The sequence below is a fragment of the Peribacillus sp. TH16 genome (assembly GCF_016651095.1).
GTDB classification, from domain to species: domain Bacteria; phylum Bacillota; class Bacilli; order Bacillales; family DSM-1321; genus Peribacillus; species Peribacillus butanolivorans.
This window is the reverse complement of sequence record NZ_JAEKEM010000009.1, coordinates 488,845-505,702: the sequence shown is the minus strand read 5'-3', so window position 1 is coordinate 505,702 and position 16,858 is coordinate 488,845. Positions and strand designations below refer to the sequence as shown.

Below are 16,858 nucleotides of genomic sequence, written 5' to 3'. Positions count from 1 at the left end.
ATATTTGAAGATCTCTCTACTTCCAAAAAAACATTGCGAGGTGCCAAATGAAAATCACAAAAATTTCTCTATTCAAAGTTCCACCCCGCTGGCTATTTTTAAAAATCGATACGGATGAAGGCATTTCTGGCTGGGGGGAGCCTGTCGTTGAAGGCCGTGCTGAAACGGTAAAAGCAGCAGTTAACGAACTGACCGATTATTTAATCGGGAGAAACCCGAACGACATTGAAGACATTTGGCAAACGCTTTATCGAGGGGGATTTTACCGAGGAGGCCCTATTTTAATGAGTGCCATTTCTGGCATTGAGCAGGCATTATGGGACATTAAAGGAAAATACTTTAATATTCCTGTATACCAAATGCTCGGGGGCAAAGCACGTGAAAAAATTAAAGTGTACTCGTGGGTCGGCGGCGATCGTCCAGTGGATGTCGTTGCTGCCGCAAAAGAAAAACAGAACGAGGGCTTTCACGCTGTCAAAATGAACGCATCAGAAGAAATGAACTACATAGACAGCTTTTCGAAAGTAGAAGCGGTCATTGAACGCGTAGCGTCAATTCGGGAAGCGGTAGGGAAAGACTTTGGCATTGGTGTAGATTTTCACGGGAGGATTCATAAAACGATGTCAAAAACGATCGTGAAAGAACTCGAACCATACCGCCCAATGTTCATTGAAGAGCCGGTGCTGCCAGAAAATAATGAAGCACTTCGTGAGATTGCCTGGCACACGACGTGCCCGATTGCGACGGGTGAAAGGATGTATACTCGCTGGGGCTTTAAGCAGCTTCTTCAAGATGGCTATGTCGATATTATTCAGCCGGATCTGTCTCACACAGGTGGTATTTTAGAAGGGAAAAAAATTGCCGCGATGGCAGAAGCGTATGATGTAGCCATTGCGCCGCACTGTCCGCTCGGCCCAATGACACTCGCTTCATCGATTCATCTGGATGCTACGACGCCGAATTTCATTATTCAGGAGCAAAGCCTTGGTATTCATTACAACAAAGGGATGGATATTCTCGATTATGTTAAAAATTCTGAAATATTTGACTATGAAAATGGTTATGTGAACATTCCGGATAAACCGGGTCTTGGGTTAGAAATTGACGAAGAAAAAGTGAAGCAGGCAGCAGAAATAGGACATGATTGGAAAAACCCAATTTGGCGTCATGAAGACGGAAGTATCGCTGAATGGTAAAAAAGAGGAGGTCAAAACAATGAATTTTCATGGAATCATTCCGCCGGTAGTCACTCTTTTTGACGAAGCGGGAAATTTAGATATAGAGCTGAACAGAAGCTATATGGATCAAATAATTTCACGGAATATTGACGGTATTTTATTGATGGGAAGTTCAGGTGAGTTCTCATCACTTACAACAGAAGAACGAAAGCTATACGTACGCGAAATGATTAAGCACATTAACGGTCGAGTGCCGGTTATGGTTGGCGTTGGACATACCGCATTAAAAGAGGTACATGAATTAACTTCTTATGCAGAAGAGCATGGAGCTGATGGGGTTCTTGTAGTCAACCCATATTACTGGAAACTGTCTGACGAACAATTATACCGTTATTATTCCAGCGTAGCTGATCACACAAATCTACAAGTGTTCATTTATAACATTCCACTTTTAACAGGACAAAATATATCGGTAGAATTGATTAAAAGATTAGTAGTAGATCATTCAAATATTGCCGGTATTAAAGAAACAGTCAGTGATTTCGGCCACCTGCGGCAAGTCCTGACCGAAGTGAAAAAAGTTCGCAGTGATTTCCGTGTCTTTTCTGCATTTGATGAGCATTTACTTCCAGCTCAAATGATTGGTGCAGCGGGTAGCATTAACGGAAGCGCTGTTTTTGCACCTGAAATATCCGTTGATTTATATAATTCATATCAAAAAGGTGATCTGGAAAAAGCACAGAAAAATCATCAAATGATTTCAAAGCTGATGGATATCTACACGTACGGACCGACATTTTTTACTGCCATGAAAGAAGCCGTTCATCAGCGCTGGTTTGACGTATCCGCTGGACACCGTGCTCCGTGTGATGTATTCCCGGCTGATTTGCGTGACAAAGTAACGGCTCTTTTAAAAAATATTGATATGAAAGAAGGTGTCCAATAATGAAAGAATCACGCGACTTGCTCGAGCAATTAGGCTACCCATCAACTGATCTTAAAGAACTTCCGACATCAACGAAAACATTTCCAGACGGGGCGCAATACCGCATTGAGCTTCCAAGTGTAGAAGGTCCAGTTGCACTAAAAGAAACATTGAAAGAAATTGACCGCTTAGGCTTAACGATTCACAGAATATCTCAAGGAAGCGGCATCATGCTACAAACGGATGAAGAAATTAAAGAAATGTGTGAAATGACAGCAGAACGTGGAATGGAGCTTAGTTTGTTTGTCGGTCCCCGAGGTTCATGGGATGTCAGTGCGGGACCGCTTACACCTGGGGGCAAATCACAGGGGATACGCCATGAAGGTGCTGACCAGCTTGTTTATGCAATGGAAGATTTGAAAAGAGGAGCAGCTCTTGGTCTACGGGGTGCGTTAGTTGCAGATGAAGGACTTCTTCTTATAACGAAAGAAATGAAAAAGCACCGACAGTTGCCGGAAGATTTTGTTGTAAAAGTTTCGGTCCAAATGGGGTCAGCCAATCCAGTATCCGTTAAATTAATGGAAGACATCGGAGCGGATACGTACAACGTGCCACCTGCATTGACGCTTTCTAAACTTGCAGCGATTCGTCAAGCAATAGACATTCCAATTGATTTGTATGTCGAGGTACCGGATACATTTGGCGGCTTTTTGCGCTATTATGAAATACCGGAAATTATCCGTGTATTGGCGCCAGTTTACATCAAATTTGGTCTTCGTAATCACCCTGATGTATACCCATCTGGGAAACAATGGGAGAGTACGAACATCTCACTTGCACATGAACGTGTACGCCGTGCCGCAATTGGAATTCAAATGATTGAACGATATTATCCAGAAGCGAAAACATCGAAACTTGGTGCGGAAGGCCTCGGAATTGCGAAAGTCGAAAAAGCAGCTGCGAAATAAATGATTTTCACCTGAAACGGGAGGAATCCCCCTGACCTAAAGGGGTTTAATACCATATGTGGGAGTGGAGTCTAAATGGCCTTTAAAATATTATTAACGGATTATGAATTTGAGCATTTGCAATATGAAGAAGACGTTTTTAAAGAAAGCGGATTGGACATTGATTTCATAAAAGCGCAATGCAAAACAGAAGAAGAAGTTATTGAGTTGGCAAAAGAAGTGGATGCGATTTTAAATCAATATGCTCCTGTCTCACGCCGTGTCATTGGATCACTTGAAAACACAAAAATCATATCCCGCTACGGTGTCGGGGTCAATACAATTGATCTCGATGCGGCGAAAGAAAAGGGGATTACTGTTGCCAATGTACCTGATTATGGTATGGAAGAAGTTTCGAACCATGCATTGGCGCTTTTGCTTTCATGGGCGCGCAAAGTAACGCTGTTAAACAATGAGGTAAAAAAAGGTAACTGGGACTTTAAAGCTTGTGTGCCGATTCATCGTTTTAACGAGCAAACGGTTGGGGTTCTTGGTTTTGGTCGTATTCCGCGTCGTTTCGTGGAAAAGGTGAAACCGCTCGGCTTTAAAACGGCTGCATACGATCCATTCGTATCGGCAGAAGATATGGCAGCCGTCGGCGTTCAAAAAATGAATCTCGAAGAAATTATTAGTGAAGCTGATTATTTGTCAGTACATGTACCGCTAATTGATGATACGTTTCATCTGATCAATGAGGAGCGCTTAAAACAAATGAAAAGAAACGCGGTCATCATTAACACAGCTCGTGGGCCGATAATCGATGAAAAAGCACTCGCTGAAGCACTTGAAAAAGGGATAATTGCAGGTGCCGCACTTGATGTTACAGAAGATGAGCCGGTCAGCATCGATAGCCCGCTTCTCAAAATGGACAATGTCATCATCACACCGCACAGCGCCTGGTATTCTGAGGAAGCGATGATTGAACTTCGTCAAAAAGCAGCGAAAAATATCGTTCAGGTCTTAAACGGCGAAAAAACACCATACGCGTTGACGTAAGAAAGGATAAAAATATGAAAATAGCATCTTTTTCGGTAAAATCCGACCATCATATCGGCATCGTACAAGATGATCAAATCATAAGTTTAACGGCACTCGGTCCAGATGATTTTCCTGCTTGTATGAAAACGTTTATAGAACGAGGAAGCGAGTTGCGTAAACGTGCTGAACAGTTAATCGAGCAACGGGGTAATGACGATGCAAAATTCTCACTATCAGAAGTAAAATTCCTCCCACCGATCGCACAGCCGGAAAAAATCATTTGCGTCGGGCTGAACTATATAGATCATTGCACGGAAACTGGGATGGAGCCGCCGGCTTCACCGGTCATTTTTTCAAAATATGCGAATGCGATTGTCGGTCAAAATGATGTTATTGAAATCCCAATTAATTCAAAAGAAGTCGATTTTGAAGCAGAGCTTGCGATTGTCATTGGAAAAAAAGCGAAAAATGTGTCAGAAGAAGAGGCGAATGACTACGTCTTTGGCTATACAATTATGAATGACATTAGCGCGCGGGATTTGCAATTTCAGGATGGCCAGTGGTCACGCGGCAAAACGGCGGACACATTTGCGCCAATAGGTCCTGTTGTCGTTACACATGATGAAGTGGGTGATCCCCATGAGCTGGCGATTTCCCTTGAATTAAACGGAGAAATGATGCAGGATTCCAATACAAGTAACTTAATTTTTACCGTTCCGCAAATCATCTCATTTTTATCACAGTCCATGACGCTAAAGCCAGGTGATTTGATTGCAACTGGTACACCACCTGGCGTTGGAATGGGACGTAATCCGAAAGTCTGGTTGAAAAACGGTGACCGGATGAACGTCAGTATTGAAAGAATCGGTACGCTTTCTAATCACGTTAAAGCCTAACATGAGAGAAAGAAGTTGATGAAATGGATGTTGTAACAATCGGAGAAACGATGACAGTATTTACCCCGAATGAAGAAGGACCCCTTCGCCACGCCCGCTCTTTTTCAATGAAGTTCGGCGGTGCGGAATCCAATGTCGCGATCGGGTTAAGCCGTCTCGGTCACAGGTCACGCTGGATAAGCCGTCTCGGTGAGGATGAATTTGGCGATGCGATGCACTCGTTTATTCGCGGTGAAGGTGTAGATGTCTCATATGTAACACGTGATGCTAATGCGCCGACCGGAGTCTTTTTCAAAGAATTCAGGCGGCTAAATGATACGCGAGTCTATTACTACCGTAAAGATTCGGCGGCTAGCAAAATGACAGCAGAATTACTGCCGGAACATGCGATTCAAGACGCCGTTTACTTACACATTACCGGTATTACTCCTGCACTTGGTGAGTCGTGCCAGTTGCTCATAGACAAAGCGATCCGCATTGCCAAGGAAACCGGAACAAAAATCGTCTTCGATCCGAATATTCGGTTGAAAATATGGACGGATGAAAATGAAGCACGTCACTTCATTACAAAATACGCATCGGAAAGTGATATCGTCATGCCGGGTGTGTCCGAAGCTGAATTTTTATTCGGTTCCTACACACCGGAGCAGTTTATCGATCACTTTCATGAACTCGGTGTCGAAACAGTTTTGTTGAAATTGGGCAAAGAAGGTTCTCTAATTTCATCCCCGTCTGTACCGAAAACACACGTACCAGGATTTTTTGTAGATCGTGTCATAGACCCAATCGGTGCTGGGGACGCTTTTGCATCTGGTGTACTCTCCGGCCTTCTTGATGGACTGGCGCTAGAAGAAGCTGCACGGCGCGGAAATGCAATGGGAGCAATGGTAACGATGGTAAATGGCGATGTAGAGGGTTTGCCGATACGTGACGACCTCGATTTATTTATGAGTGGCGGAGAAGAAGATGTGACTAGGTAGAAAGGTGGAAAAGAATGACTAAACTAGAAGAGCTGAAACAAGGGAAGCTAGTCGCCGTTATTCGTGGTGCACGTCCCGATCAAATTGTACCAATCGCTAGAGCCCTGAATGAAGGTGGAATCCGAACACTCGAAATTACAGTAGAAACACCAAAAGTTTGCGAGTTAATTGATAAAGTAAAAGAGGAGTTCGGCGATGATATCATAGTGGGTGCCGGTACTGTATTGGATCCAGAAACGGCTCGTTCGGTCATCATGGCTGGAGCGGAATTTATCTTTTCGCCAACCGTCAATATTGAAACGATTAAAATGGCAAAGCGCTATGGCATTATTAGCATCCCCGGTGCGCTTACACCAACAGAAATTTTGACAGCTTACGAGCATGGAGCCGACGTTATTAAAGTATTTCCGGCAGATACACTTGGGGTTGGTTACTTTAAAAATCTTAAAGGTCCGCTGCCTCACATCCCTTTAATGCCGACTGGCGGTGTTAATTTGGATAACCTCGGTTCCTTTTTAAAGGCAGGTGCGGTTGCAGCGGGAATCGGCGGTTCTTTAATCAACCCAAAGAAATTGCTTTCAGAGGAAGATTACACTGATCTGGAAGAAACAGCCAAAAAATTCTCTGCTATTGTACAAAATAATTAGAGTATGCCGAAGCTAATACGCGGGGCTTTATAGGGAAATAGGGATGAAATGAAACGAATAAAAAACTGGAGCCATTTCCACCTTCCCCATTTTGTCATTGGCAACTTAAAAAAATTCCTGTAGAGCTTCTGTTCAATCTTTATGTGGCCCTTACAGGTGTTCCTGTTAGCGGTACAGGAGGATAAAATTAGAATTGTTTTATCAAGAAAGGAGAACAATTTGGCATGATACAAGAAAAATACAAAAAACTTCAGGATATTCTTGTAAAGATGGAGACTGTTGTGGTCGCATTTTCAGGAGGGGTAGACAGCACATTTTTGCTTAAAGTTGCAATTGATACTTTGGGATATGACAGCGTGTTAGCCATTACAGCGGATTCGGAAACTTATCCGTCGAGCGAGTTGGAAGAAGCCATTATGCTCTCAAAATGGATCGGTGCCAGCCATCGTGTCATTCAAACATCAGAGTTAGCCATTCCAGGATATACAGAAAATAACCAAAATCGCTGTTACTTTTGTAAAAGTAGTTTATTTGACCACTTGCTTCCTATTCTTAAAGATTATGAATTTAATAATATTATTTATGGGGTTATTGCTGATGATGCGAATGAATTTCGTCCAGGCATGAAAGCAGCAAAAGAAAAAGGCATCCGGGGACCTCTTCAAGAAGCGAATTTATTCAAAGAAGAAATAAGAGTGTTGTCAAAAGAAGTAGGATTGCCAACTTGGGATAAACCATCATTTGCCTGCCTATCATCACGTATAGCCTACGGCGAAATCATTACGAAAGAAAAATTGACGAAAGTAGATAAGTCAGAGGCTTATTTAAAATCATTAGATATTCACCAGGTGCGTGTTCGGACCCATGAGGATACCGCCCGTATAGAAGTAGATCCTGCTGATATGCCACTTGTGCTTGAATATCACGTTTTAATTACGAAACGTCTGAAGCAATTTGGTTATAAATATGTCTCTTTGGATCTCACGGGCTATACAAGCGGGAGTATGAATTTAGCGCTTAAAAAGGAAGAAATGGTATGATTGACGATATTCTAGAGCAGGTACAAAATGGTACATTGACAGCAGCGGAAGCAAAAACAAAACTTGCATCCTATGAAAATTTAGGTTTTGTAAAAATTGATCATCATCGTAAAAAAAGACAAGGCTTTCCCGAAATTGTATTTGGAGAAGGGAAAACAGCAGAACAAATTTTAACGATCGTTCAATCGTTACGGGCAAGGAATGATTCTGTACTAGTGACACGTATTTCTCAAGAAAAAGCGTTATTTGTACAAAAAGAATGTGAGGAATTTGAGTACAACGAGATTGCACGGACACTCGCATGGGTTAAAGAAAAGAAGAAAACTAATGGTTCATATATCGCGATTGTGTGTGCTGGGACATCGGACTTGCCCGTTGCGGAAGAAGCAGCTGTCACGGCCGAAACTTTAGGTATTCCAGTCAGGCGTATTTACGATGTGGGTGTCGCAGGGCTGCACCGACTTCTTGATAATATTGACGAAATACGAAATGCGACTGTTTCGGTATGCGTCGCGGGAATGGAGGGAGCGCTTCCGAGCGTGCTAGGAGGCCTTGTCATGAATCCGATTATTGCTGTGCCAACAAGTGTTGGATATGGTGCGAATTTCAATGGATTATCGGCACTTTTATCGATGCTCAATTCATGCGCATCAGGTGTAAGCGTTGTCAACATTGATAATGGATTTGGTGCGGCATACAACGCAGCGCTCATTTACAAACTCGTACATAAAAAGGAGGTCAATGATGAGGACATTATATTTTGACTGTTTTTCTGGCATAAGCGGCGACATGATAATTGGTGCTTTGATTGATGCAGGTGCCGATCCTTTTCAAATGGAAGAAGAGTTAAAAAAGCTAAATATAGAAGAAGAATATACTCTGTCCTGGGAAAAAGTTGTCAAAAATGGTATTGCTAGTACAAAATTTGATGTCATTCTTTCCAGAAAACCGGAGCACCTTCATGAACACATCCATAGTCATGAACACCATCACCATCACGAACATAGTCACTCCAACGACCATAGCCATAATCACGAGAAAAGTTATATTCTTGATCACAATGAACATAGTCACTCCAACAGTAATAGCCATGAACACCATCACCATCATGATCACCGCACATACAAACAAATTGTCGAGATAATCAATGAGGCTAACTTTAATGCATCGGTTAAGAACATGTCACTTGCTATTTTTAAGAAGATTGGTGAAGCTGAAGGGCACATCCACGGGCTTCCCCTCGAGAAAGTTCACTTTCACGAAGTAGGAGCGGTTGATTCGATTATAGATATAATTGGAGCAGCAATTTTAATCAATCAACTCGGTGTTCAATCGGTACTTTCATCAGCCATCCCAACTGGGTCTGGACATATTCATATTGATCACGGTATATACCCGGTTCCTGCACCTGCTACACTGGAAATATTAAAAGGTGTACCGATTGCCGCAAGCGACATTCGATCGGAATTGGCTACGCCCACAGGGGCTGCAATCGCAGCTGTTTTAGCAGAATCATTTTGTCCGCTCCCGACCATGACTGTCGAATCAATCGGCTATGGTGCAGGAACAAAAACATTTAAAAATCATCCGAACGTCCTTCGCATTATCATAGGAGAGATGCAATGAACCACCCACCTAATCACGAGCATATCGATGACCAAATGATCAAAATGGAAATTAATCTAGATGATATTTCCGGTGAATGGCTAGGCTATGTAATGGATTTGCTGTTTGAATCAGGGGCAAATGATGTTTTTTACACGCCGATTTTTATGAAAAAAAATCGACCGGGAGTATTGTTGCAGCTTCTCTGTTCACAACAGATGATTCCCGAAATGAAAAAGATATTATTTGCTGAAACAACGACTCTTGGTATCCGCTACTATCCGCTTACGGTGCACAGGCTTGAACGCTCATTTTCCAAAGTACATTCACTATGGGGCGCGGTAACGGTAAAAAAAGGGGTATATGGCGGGCAGCTCGTGCAACAAGCACCTGAATTTGAGGACTGTCGGAAAATTGCTGTTGAGAACAATATACCACTTAAACAAGTGTATGAAGAAGTATGGAAGTGTCTTGGGGAGGAGAAAGAAAATTGAGTCTTGTGTCGATTCTTACATTGGATTCTTATTAGGGAAAAAACATGCGTTAGTACCGGAGAATGTTATTGCAGAGGCAACTACAGCAGGCAATAAGAAAAAAATATTGCGGTCCACACTTACGGGCGTGTATTGGGGATTCGGCCATACTTGTACTCTGTTCCTGCCTTGTATTAGGCTAGTAATATTTGGACTAAGCTGTTTTTTTGCATACCGTCAGAATATCAGGCACGATCATGAGCATGAGTAACATGTTTTCTCTTTAAAAAGGAAACCAGGGTAGTACAGACTGTCGGTAACGTCCAGGCAGTCTCTTTTTATATTTATTTATTAAGATTGTCGATAAGTACACAACATTACTGGGAAGCCCTCATCAAGGTAAAGATGTTTTCTCGTCGGTGATTTATTTTGGAAAGCACCCAATAGCAAAAGCCCCTCGTGCTATGTGCCATGAGTTCAGAACGACGACAAGATGCTACAGTCGGGGGGACTTTGAAAAGCCTATTCCCTTAATAGGAAAAGGAATGATTGAGGCCATTCAGTTCAGTGAAATTGCCGCTTGAAGAAATTGTGCAGGATTTTGGATTAATGGAGATCCCGGATGTATCTTTAAAGATATTATTTGGCCGGATTAAACGAAAGAGGTGAAGATATGGTAGTTAATTTATTTGGATTAGAGGGAAAAGTTGCAGCGGTGACAGGGGCTACTAGAGGAATAGGACGTTCTATGGCTATAGCATTAGCAGAAGCGGGTGCAAACATTGCACTACTTCAGCGTTCGGTTGAACAAGTTGATGTAAAGTACGAAATTGAAAAATTAGGAAGAAAATGCTTGATTATTCCCTGTGATTTAGAAGATTTAAATCAAGTAAAGGAAGCAATTCCTAGTGTCGTCGCGCATTTTGGAAAGATTGATATTTTAGTTAATAATGCTGGTATTCAGCGCCGCTCACCTTCAGTCGATTTTCCAGAATCCGATTGGGATGATGTGATCCAGGTGAATTTAAAAACAGTTTGGCTTTTATGTCAGATGGCAGGTCGCTATATGGTACCACAAAGAAAAGGGAAGATTATTAATATGGCCTCTCTGCTCTCTTTTCAAGGGGGATTAACCGTCCCAGCGTATGCAGCAGCAAAAGGCGGAGTAGCACAGCTAACAAAAGCGTTGTCTAATGAATGGGCACAATACAATGTGAATGTAAATGCCATTGTTCCAGGTTATATAGCTACAGATATGAATGAGGCTCTAATCAATGATGCTGCAAGAAACAGGCAAATACTTGAACGAATTCCAGCGGGGCGCTGGGGAAACTCGGAAGATTTTAAGGGGGCTGTTGTATTCTTAGCTTCGGAGGCAGCAGGTTATGTTCATGGTCATTTATTATCTATTGATGGTGGATGGTTAGGCAGATAATCTTCAAATGTGTTATATCTGGCGAATATTTATATTTTAGTAGAAAGACAGTTATGTATTTGCTTAACCCGTTTTAGAATCCTAATAAAATTATGATGTTGAAATTAAATTACAAAAACAAAAAAATAGGGATATTATTGAAATGAAGTTATATTTCCAGAAGGTTTGTAAATGAAGGATGGCTCAAAAATCAGTATATTTTCCTAAGATTAAAAATTATTGAAATTACCTGCTGAATGAATCCGCAATAAATATTAAGTGTCGAGGGGACAAAATACGTAAAGGTGAATTAAACATTTTGAGACCATTAACTTTCAATATATGTACTTTATTATTGTACTATTTTGGAAGGTTAATGGTCTCTCAATATATAAGGTTAGCCCCCAGACCCCTCTTGTATAAGTTCGAAGTCTGTTCAAGGATTATAGACTAGCAACATCTTCAATCTAAGTTGATTGCAACTATGCAGATATACCTTTATTTTTTCTCTGAAGAATCCATATTTCTAATGCCCCCGATCCAAGCAGGACTCCTGAAATAATGAAGATAAGACCCAAGAAATGTGCAGGAACAATGGCTTCATTAAGAAAAATGGCTGCCCCGACTAAAGAAAATAAGGTGTTTAAATTAAGAAATATAGAGGATTCGGCCGCACCAACCTTACCAATGGCGTAATTATAGCCCAGATGCCCAAGTGCCGTGGCAATCACTGCTGAGAAAATGAAAGCTACCCATATGGAAGGTGGAGCAGAAGCTAGTAATGCTAAGCCATCTGGTTCCTTCCATAAGCTGATGGCGAAAAGAATAAAAGATCCTATTAACATCATATAACCGGTTAATAAGCGTGGATCCATTGTTTTTGAAGCTTGATTAATTAAAATAAAACTTAACGCTTGTGAAAGAATGGAGAGTAAGATATCCACATCTCCCAGATTAATAGAATGAATACCACCACTTCCTGCCAAAACGGTAAAACTCACACCAAGAGCACCACAAACAAAACCAAGAAATCGGATAATGGTCGGCTTTTTACGGAAAAATATCATTGATAATATGACTGTCAAAATTGGCCCCATTCCCAAAATCAATCCAGCATTTGTAGCTGACGTTTTTGTTAACCCTTCCGCTAAAAAATAATGATGAAAAACCACACTTAAAAGGGCGCCTCCGAAAACGTAAAAAAGTTCGTTTTTTTTAGGGAGACGTATTAGACCAAGAAAGTAGAGGATAAGGGAAACTATTAAAGAAGCCGCAAAAATTCTTAAAGAGGTAATTGTCACAGGTTGGGTATGTTCAACTAAAATTTTAATAACAGAAACGTTTAACCCCCAAGTAATCATGATTCCGATAAGTAAGATGTAGATTTTTAAATAGCTCATTCAAAACAACCTTTCAAACAAATTTAACAATTGATATATTATACAACTATCCCCAAATTAATAGCAAAAAAGTAAATTTTGATAATACTAAAAGGGGGAAGGGGAAAATCGAAACTGCTAATCAATTAGAACCTATGTAGTACATGTGTGGTGAAGGGGGAATGGTTAAAAGATTATAGATTATGGAAATGATAGTGTGTTAAAACATACTAACTTAAGTTGTCCTGTTCAGATTGTCCCAAAATAAATCCATATGGATCCTCTGGCAGAGTTACCAAGAGGAGTGAAAAGTATTGAACTAAACTTTTTATGTAGAGATTATTGGGGATGTTTAGGTATATTTGGTAATATGTGAGGTTTAATGGTGTGAGAAATTCACGAATAGAAATAAAATTACAAATTATTAAATTTTTCTATTGTTTTTGGTAGGGTTTTCAATTACAATTTCCTTATGATTTACCAAACCGGTTTAGTAAAAAACTAAATCGATTTACCTTAAAAATGTTGGATATGATCAAATATATTACCTTTTATTTGTGAATGTTCGAAAAAAGGAGGTACTGTATTGTCATCAAAATTTGGTGTTTTAACACTGGGTGACGCCATGATTACGTTAAACCCAGAAGAAACTGGGCCTTTAAGATTCGTGAACAGATTTGAGCGAAAAGTAGGAGGGGCTGAACTGAATTTTGCCATTGGTTGTGCTCGGCTTGGTATGAGGGCAAAGTGGTTAAGCCGTTTGGGTAAGGATGAGTTTGGTCGTGTTATTTATAATTTTGCACGTGGGGAAGGGGTGGATATGAGTGATGTTGCCTTTGTAAATGGTTATCCAACATCCCTAAATTTCAAAGAAATTCGAGAGGATGGTTCCGGAAAGACTTTTTATTATCGCTATCAGTCACCCATATTAACTCTAAAACCGGAAGATATCACAGATCGGATGTTTGAAGATATTGACCTTGTCCATCTTACTGGTGTTTTTTTGGCTATAGATCCTAAAAATGTAGATATTGCTAAGAGGGTTATAGAAATCGCTAAACAAAAAGATATCCCTGTCTCATTTGATCCGAATATCCGCCTAAAGCTATGGTCTATCGAAGAAGCGAGATCTGTTTATTTAGAAGTTTTTCCATCTGTTGATATTTTGCTAACAGGTCTAGACGAAATACGATTGATTATCGGGATTGACTCTGAAGAATCATTGGCGGAATTCGCAAATGTAAATAATATAGATCAGCTTGTCATCAAGGACGGGGAACATGGCTCAAAACTATATACAAATAGTGTTTGGCATAAAAAAGAAGCATTCCCTGTTACCCCGATAGACACTGTTGGTGCGGGAGATGGCTTTGATGCCGGCTATATATACGGATATCTTCATGGTTTATCTATCGAAGAACGATTGGAATTCGCAAATGGCGTTGGAGCTCTTGTAACGACCGTTTCGGGAGATAATGAGGGGTTACCCTATTTGGAAGAGGTATGGCCTTTCATACAGAATGAAGCTGTTATTGAAAGATAAGGTGGAGAAGGAGCATGTCTACCGTCAATCAATGCAATTAAAGATAGTTTATCAGAGGGTCAAACAAACGATACACTAAGAGCGAAACATACAAATGTAGAGTAGGGGGGAGAAAATGACAACAGTAACAATACAAGCAGAGGAAGCTAAACAACTAGTTATTAAGAAGTTAACAGAAGCGGGTTTAGGTGAAGGGCATGCAGGGAAAATCGCAGAGGTATTGGTCCATGCTGACCTTAGAAATGTGAATTCCCATGGGGTATTGCGGACAGAGCATTATATAAACCGTTTACAGGCAGGAGGAATTAACCCTGATGCGCAGATTTCCTTTCAATCGAGCGGACCTGTAACGGGAGTAGTTGATGGGGATGATGGATTTGGGCATGTTATCGGGGAAGTAGCTATGGATCATGCAATCGAAATGGCTCGTAACAATGGAGTGGGTATGGTGACTGTTGTAAATAGTAGCCATTGCGGAGCATTAAGCTATTTCGTTCAAAAAGCTACGGATGCAAAACTAATCGGGATTGCGATGTCACATACAGATAAAATCGTGGTTCCTTTTGGAGGTAAGACATCGTTTCTTGGAACAAACCCTATTGCTTATGGAGTACCTACAAAGACAAAGAAACCCTTTATCCTAGACATGGCGACATCCAATGTAGCATTGGGCAAAATCCTTCAAGCACGAGAAGAAGGAAAGGCAATCCCTGAAGGCTGGGGAGTCGATGAAAATGGAGCTACTGTCACAGATCCAAACAAAGTCGTTTCCCTTTCCACTTTTGGAGGTCCAAAAGGCTATGGGTTATCTGTCATAGTGGATGTGTTTTCTGGATTATTAGCAGGTGCGGCATTTGGTCCACACATTGGAAAAATGTATGATGATCTTGAAAAGAAAAGAAAGCTTGGTCACTATTTCTGTGTAATTAATCCTTCGTTCTTCACTGATTCTGACCTGTTTTTGGAGCAGATGGATCGGATGATAGAAGAGCTTCAACAGGTTCAACCAGCTCCAGGGTTCGACCGAGTATATGTACCGGGTGAAATAGAACAGCTTCATGAAGAAAGAAACCTAGTACAAGGTATTACGATAGCGTCGAGTGTGTATGAATTTCTTACAAAGTAGGTGGAGAAATGAAAGCGGTTCAAGTACGAAAAGCACATGAACTTGTTATTCAAGAAGTAGAAAAACCCGAGATTTCGAACTCAACAGATGTCCTTGTTAAAGTTAAAAGAGTCGGGATTTGTGGATCAGATATGCATATCTACCATGGTACAAATCCTCTTGCTACATTGCCCCGAGTTGTAGGGCATGAGGTAGCTGGAGAAGTTGTGGAGATTGGTCAAGATGTCACAGGTATTAAAGTGGGAGACCACGTGGTTATTGAGCCTATCAGTTATTGTGGAGAGTGTTATGCTTGCCGTAAAGGTCGCCAAAATGTATGCGAAACATTGTCTGTTTTTGGTGTACATGAAGATGGTGGGATGAGGGAATGGTGTGTTCTTCCCGAAAAACAACTACATGTTGTGGATTCCGCTTTAGCTTGGGAAGAAATAGTATTAGCTGAACCTTATACAATCGGTGCACAAGCGGTTTGGAGAGGAGAAGTAGAGAAAGGGGACACAGTACTTATCCAAGGAGCAGGTCCTATTGGGATTTGTATATTAAAGATGGCCAAGCTTCAAGGGGCATCGGTAATGATCACGGATTTAAGTGATGAGCGCTTGGCTTTTGCTAAAGTAAATGGCGCTGATATTACTGTTCATGCGGGCAGTGAAGATGTTCAAAAGCGTGTACAGGAATGGACGAATGGCGAAGGTGCCAATGTTGTCATTGATGCCGTATGTTTGCCCATGACTTTTGAATTGTCCTTTGAAGTAGTTTCTACTGCAGGACGGATAGTCGTGCTAGGTTTTGATGAGCGAACTGCAGCGGTTTCCCAGCTTCCAATCACTAAAAAGGAAGTTTCGGTGAAAGGTTCTAGATTGCAAACCAACCAGTTCCCAAAAGTAGTGAAACTGTTAAATGAAGGTAATCTACGACATGAAGGTTTAGTTACACATACATTTTCCCTTGATGATGTACAAGAGGCATTTAATTTTGTTGAAAACCATCCAGAACAGGTTCGAAAAGCGATCATCGTATTTAATTAAGGGGGTTGACGTAATGGATAAACATTCAATAATTCACCAAATAACAGAAACGAAAGTTGTAGCTGTTATCCGGGGACAGGATGCAGAGGAAGCGGCACAACTGTCTAAAGCAGCTGTTGAAGGTGGTATACGGTCAATCGAATTGACTTATACAACACCACGAATTGAAGAAGCTTTCAAGGAACTGCAAAATACAGATGCACTTATAGGAGCAGGTTCGGTATTGGATTCTGAAACAGCTCGCCATGCCATTTTAGCTGGTGCCAGTTTTATTGTAAGTCCCTATTTTGTTGAAGAAGTTGCTATCCTTTGTAATCGATATGGCATTCCATATATGCCTGGTTGTATGACAATTCGAGAAATGGCTACAGCACTTGAAGCAGGTTGTGATGTTCTGAAACTATTTCCGGCAAACCACTTTGAACCTTCTTTCATCAAGTCCGTTAATGGTCCGCTACCTAATGTAAGGATTATGCCTACCGGCGGAATTAATTTGGACAATATGAAGGACTGGCTGAATGCAGGTGCAGTAGCTGCAGGAATTGGTAGTGACTTAAACAAAGCCTATAGAAGCGGTGGCTATGAAGCCGTAGTTGAATTAAGTAGAGAATACATGCAGAAAATTGCAGAATAATGGGG

The 16,858-nt window shown here is 41.2% G+C and carries 17 protein-coding genes; 16 read left to right on the top strand and 1 reads right to left on the bottom strand.

The features are described from left to right. The first annotated feature begins 47 nt into the window (after positions 1-47). The 12 genes from dgoD to JFV29_RS16325 all read left to right on the top strand — a co-directional run bounded on the left by dgoD (position 48) and on the right by JFV29_RS16325 (position 11,164). Positions 48-1,196, top strand: coding sequence for a galactonate dehydratase (gene dgoD, locus JFV29_RS16380; RefSeq protein ID WP_201185262.1), 1,149 nt, complete (start codon positions 48-50; stop codon positions 1,194-1,196). Between the two features lie 19 nt (positions 1,197-1,215). Beyond that, a complete protein-coding gene (locus tag JFV29_RS16375) occupies positions 1,216-2,124 on the top strand; it encodes a dihydrodipicolinate synthase family protein (RefSeq protein ID WP_201185261.1) in 909 nt (302 codons plus the stop codon). After that, a complete protein-coding gene (locus tag JFV29_RS16370; protein ID WP_201185260.1) occupies positions 2,124-3,071 on the top strand; it encodes a U32 family peptidase in 948 nt (315 codons plus the stop codon). Before JFV29_RS16375 ends, JFV29_RS16370 begins: the two co-directional genes overlap by 1 nt. Before the next feature lie 75 nt (positions 3,072-3,146). Then, positions 3,147-4,106: a C-terminal binding protein gene (locus tag JFV29_RS16365; protein ID WP_201185259.1), complete on the top strand. Its 960-nt coding sequence runs from the start codon at positions 3,147-3,149 to the stop codon at positions 4,104-4,106. A gap of 14 nt (positions 4,107-4,120) precedes the next feature. Beyond that, a complete protein-coding gene (locus tag JFV29_RS16360; protein WP_201185258.1) occupies positions 4,121-4,984 on the top strand; it encodes a fumarylacetoacetate hydrolase family protein in 864 nt (287 codons plus the stop codon). 23 nt (positions 4,985-5,007) lie between these two features. Then, positions 5,008-5,964, top strand: coding sequence for a sugar kinase (locus JFV29_RS16355; RefSeq protein WP_201185256.1), 957 nt, complete (start codon positions 5,008-5,010; stop codon positions 5,962-5,964). 14 nt (positions 5,965-5,978) lie between these two features. Then, complete coding sequence (locus JFV29_RS16350) at positions 5,979-6,611, top strand: bifunctional 4-hydroxy-2-oxoglutarate aldolase/2-dehydro-3-deoxy-phosphogluconate aldolase (RefSeq protein WP_201185254.1); 633 nt, start codon at positions 5,979-5,981, stop codon at positions 6,609-6,611. 224 nt (positions 6,612-6,835) lie between these two features. After that, positions 6,836-7,651 carry an ATP-dependent sacrificial sulfur transferase LarE gene (gene larE / locus JFV29_RS16345; RefSeq protein WP_201185252.1) on the top strand — a complete coding sequence of 272 codons (816 nt, stop codon included), beginning with the start codon at positions 6,836-6,838 and terminating at the stop codon, positions 7,649-7,651. Beyond that, on the top strand, positions 7,648-8,415 hold the full coding sequence (gene larB, locus JFV29_RS16340) for a nickel pincer cofactor biosynthesis protein LarB (protein ID WP_201185250.1): 768 nt from the start codon (positions 7,648-7,650) through the stop codon (positions 8,413-8,415). The genes larE and larB overlap by 4 nt, the downstream gene beginning before the upstream one ends. Further along, positions 8,396-9,277 carry a LarC family nickel insertion protein gene (locus JFV29_RS31185; protein ID WP_201185249.1) on the top strand — a complete coding sequence of 294 codons (882 nt, stop codon included), beginning with the start codon at positions 8,396-8,398 and terminating at the stop codon, positions 9,275-9,277. The genes larB and JFV29_RS31185 overlap by 20 nt, the downstream gene beginning before the upstream one ends. Then, a complete protein-coding gene (larC, locus tag JFV29_RS31180; RefSeq protein ID WP_201185248.1) occupies positions 9,274-9,750 on the top strand; it encodes a nickel insertion protein in 477 nt (158 codons plus the stop codon). The genes JFV29_RS31185 and larC overlap by 4 nt, the downstream gene beginning before the upstream one ends. A gap of 652 nt (positions 9,751-10,402) precedes the next feature. Then, positions 10,403-11,164, top strand: a complete 762-nt coding sequence (locus tag JFV29_RS16325) for an SDR family oxidoreductase (RefSeq protein WP_201185247.1) — start codon at positions 10,403-10,405, stop codon at positions 11,162-11,164. 461 nt (positions 11,165-11,625) lie between these two features. Here the strand turns inward: JFV29_RS16325 and JFV29_RS16320 are convergent, their stop codons facing one another. Beyond that, positions 11,626-12,543, bottom strand: coding sequence for a DMT family transporter (locus tag JFV29_RS16320; protein ID WP_201185246.1), 918 nt, complete (start codon positions 12,541-12,543; stop codon positions 11,626-11,628). A gap of 565 nt (positions 12,544-13,108) precedes the next feature. Between JFV29_RS16320 and JFV29_RS16315 the strand changes: the two genes are divergently transcribed. The 4 genes from JFV29_RS16315 to JFV29_RS16300 all read left to right on the top strand — a co-directional run bounded on the left by JFV29_RS16315 (position 13,109) and on the right by JFV29_RS16300 (position 16,853). After that, the gene (locus JFV29_RS16315; protein ID WP_201185245.1) at positions 13,109-14,065 is read left to right on the top strand and encodes a sugar kinase; all 957 of its coding nucleotides are present in this window, start codon (positions 13,109-13,111) and stop codon (positions 14,063-14,065) included. A 115-nt stretch (positions 14,066-14,180) separates the two neighbouring features. Beyond that, positions 14,181-15,191 (top strand): ureidoglycolate dehydrogenase, encoded by a 1,011-nt coding sequence (gene allD, locus JFV29_RS16310; RefSeq protein WP_201185244.1) that lies wholly within the window; start codon positions 14,181-14,183, stop codon positions 15,189-15,191. Between the two features lie 8 nt (positions 15,192-15,199). Further along, on the top strand, positions 15,200-16,219 hold the full coding sequence (locus JFV29_RS16305) for a zinc-binding alcohol dehydrogenase family protein (RefSeq protein WP_201185242.1): 1,020 nt from the start codon (positions 15,200-15,202) through the stop codon (positions 16,217-16,219). Between the two features lie 13 nt (positions 16,220-16,232). Further along, the gene (locus JFV29_RS16300; protein WP_201185240.1) at positions 16,233-16,853 is read left to right on the top strand and encodes a bifunctional 2-keto-4-hydroxyglutarate aldolase/2-keto-3-deoxy-6-phosphogluconate aldolase; all 621 of its coding nucleotides are present in this window, start codon (positions 16,233-16,235) and stop codon (positions 16,851-16,853) included. Positions 16,854-16,858: the final 5 nt, after the last annotated feature.

What these genes read in the sequence shown, in the direction of transcription:
- JFV29_RS16305 (WP_201185242.1), top strand. Translation starts at nt 15,200, where the DNA reads ATGAAAGCGGTTCAAGTACGAAAAGCACATGAACTTGTTATTCAAGAA.
- JFV29_RS16325 (WP_201185247.1), top strand. Translation starts at nt 10,403, where the DNA reads ATGGTAGTTAATTTATTTGGATTAGAGGGAAAAGTTGCAGCGGTGACA.
- larB (WP_201185250.1), top strand. Translation starts at nt 7,648, where the DNA reads ATGATTGACGATATTCTAGAGCAGGTACAAAATGGTACATTGACAGCA.
- JFV29_RS16300 (WP_201185240.1), top strand. Translation starts at nt 16,233, where the DNA reads ATGGATAAACATTCAATAATTCACCAAATAACAGAAACGAAAGTTGTA.
- allD (WP_201185244.1), top strand. Translation starts at nt 14,181, where the DNA reads ATGACAACAGTAACAATACAAGCAGAGGAAGCTAAACAACTAGTTATT.
- JFV29_RS16360 (WP_201185258.1), top strand. Translation starts at nt 4,121, where the DNA reads ATGAAAATAGCATCTTTTTCGGTAAAATCCGACCATCATATCGGCATC.
- dgoD (WP_201185262.1), top strand. Translation starts at nt 48, where the DNA reads ATGAAAATCACAAAAATTTCTCTATTCAAAGTTCCACCCCGCTGGCTA.
- JFV29_RS16355 (WP_201185256.1), top strand. Translation starts at nt 5,008, where the DNA reads ATGGATGTTGTAACAATCGGAGAAACGATGACAGTATTTACCCCGAAT.
- JFV29_RS31185 (WP_201185249.1), top strand. Translation starts at nt 8,396, where the DNA reads ATGAGGACATTATATTTTGACTGTTTTTCTGGCATAAGCGGCGACATG.
- JFV29_RS16365 (WP_201185259.1), top strand. Translation starts at nt 3,147, where the DNA reads ATGGCCTTTAAAATATTATTAACGGATTATGAATTTGAGCATTTGCAA.
- JFV29_RS16375 (WP_201185261.1), top strand. Translation starts at nt 1,216, where the DNA reads ATGAATTTTCATGGAATCATTCCGCCGGTAGTCACTCTTTTTGACGAA.
- larE (WP_201185252.1), top strand. Translation starts at nt 6,836, where the DNA reads ATGATACAAGAAAAATACAAAAAACTTCAGGATATTCTTGTAAAGATG.
- JFV29_RS16320 (WP_201185246.1), bottom strand. Translation starts at nt 12,543, where the DNA reads ATGAGCTATTTAAAAATCTACATCTTACTTATCGGAATCATGATTACT.
- larC (WP_201185248.1), top strand. Translation starts at nt 9,274, where the DNA reads ATGAACCACCCACCTAATCACGAGCATATCGATGACCAAATGATCAAA.
- JFV29_RS16350 (WP_201185254.1), top strand. Translation starts at nt 5,979, where the DNA reads ATGACTAAACTAGAAGAGCTGAAACAAGGGAAGCTAGTCGCCGTTATT.
- JFV29_RS16370 (WP_201185260.1), top strand. Translation starts at nt 2,124, where the DNA reads ATGAAAGAATCACGCGACTTGCTCGAGCAATTAGGCTACCCATCAACT.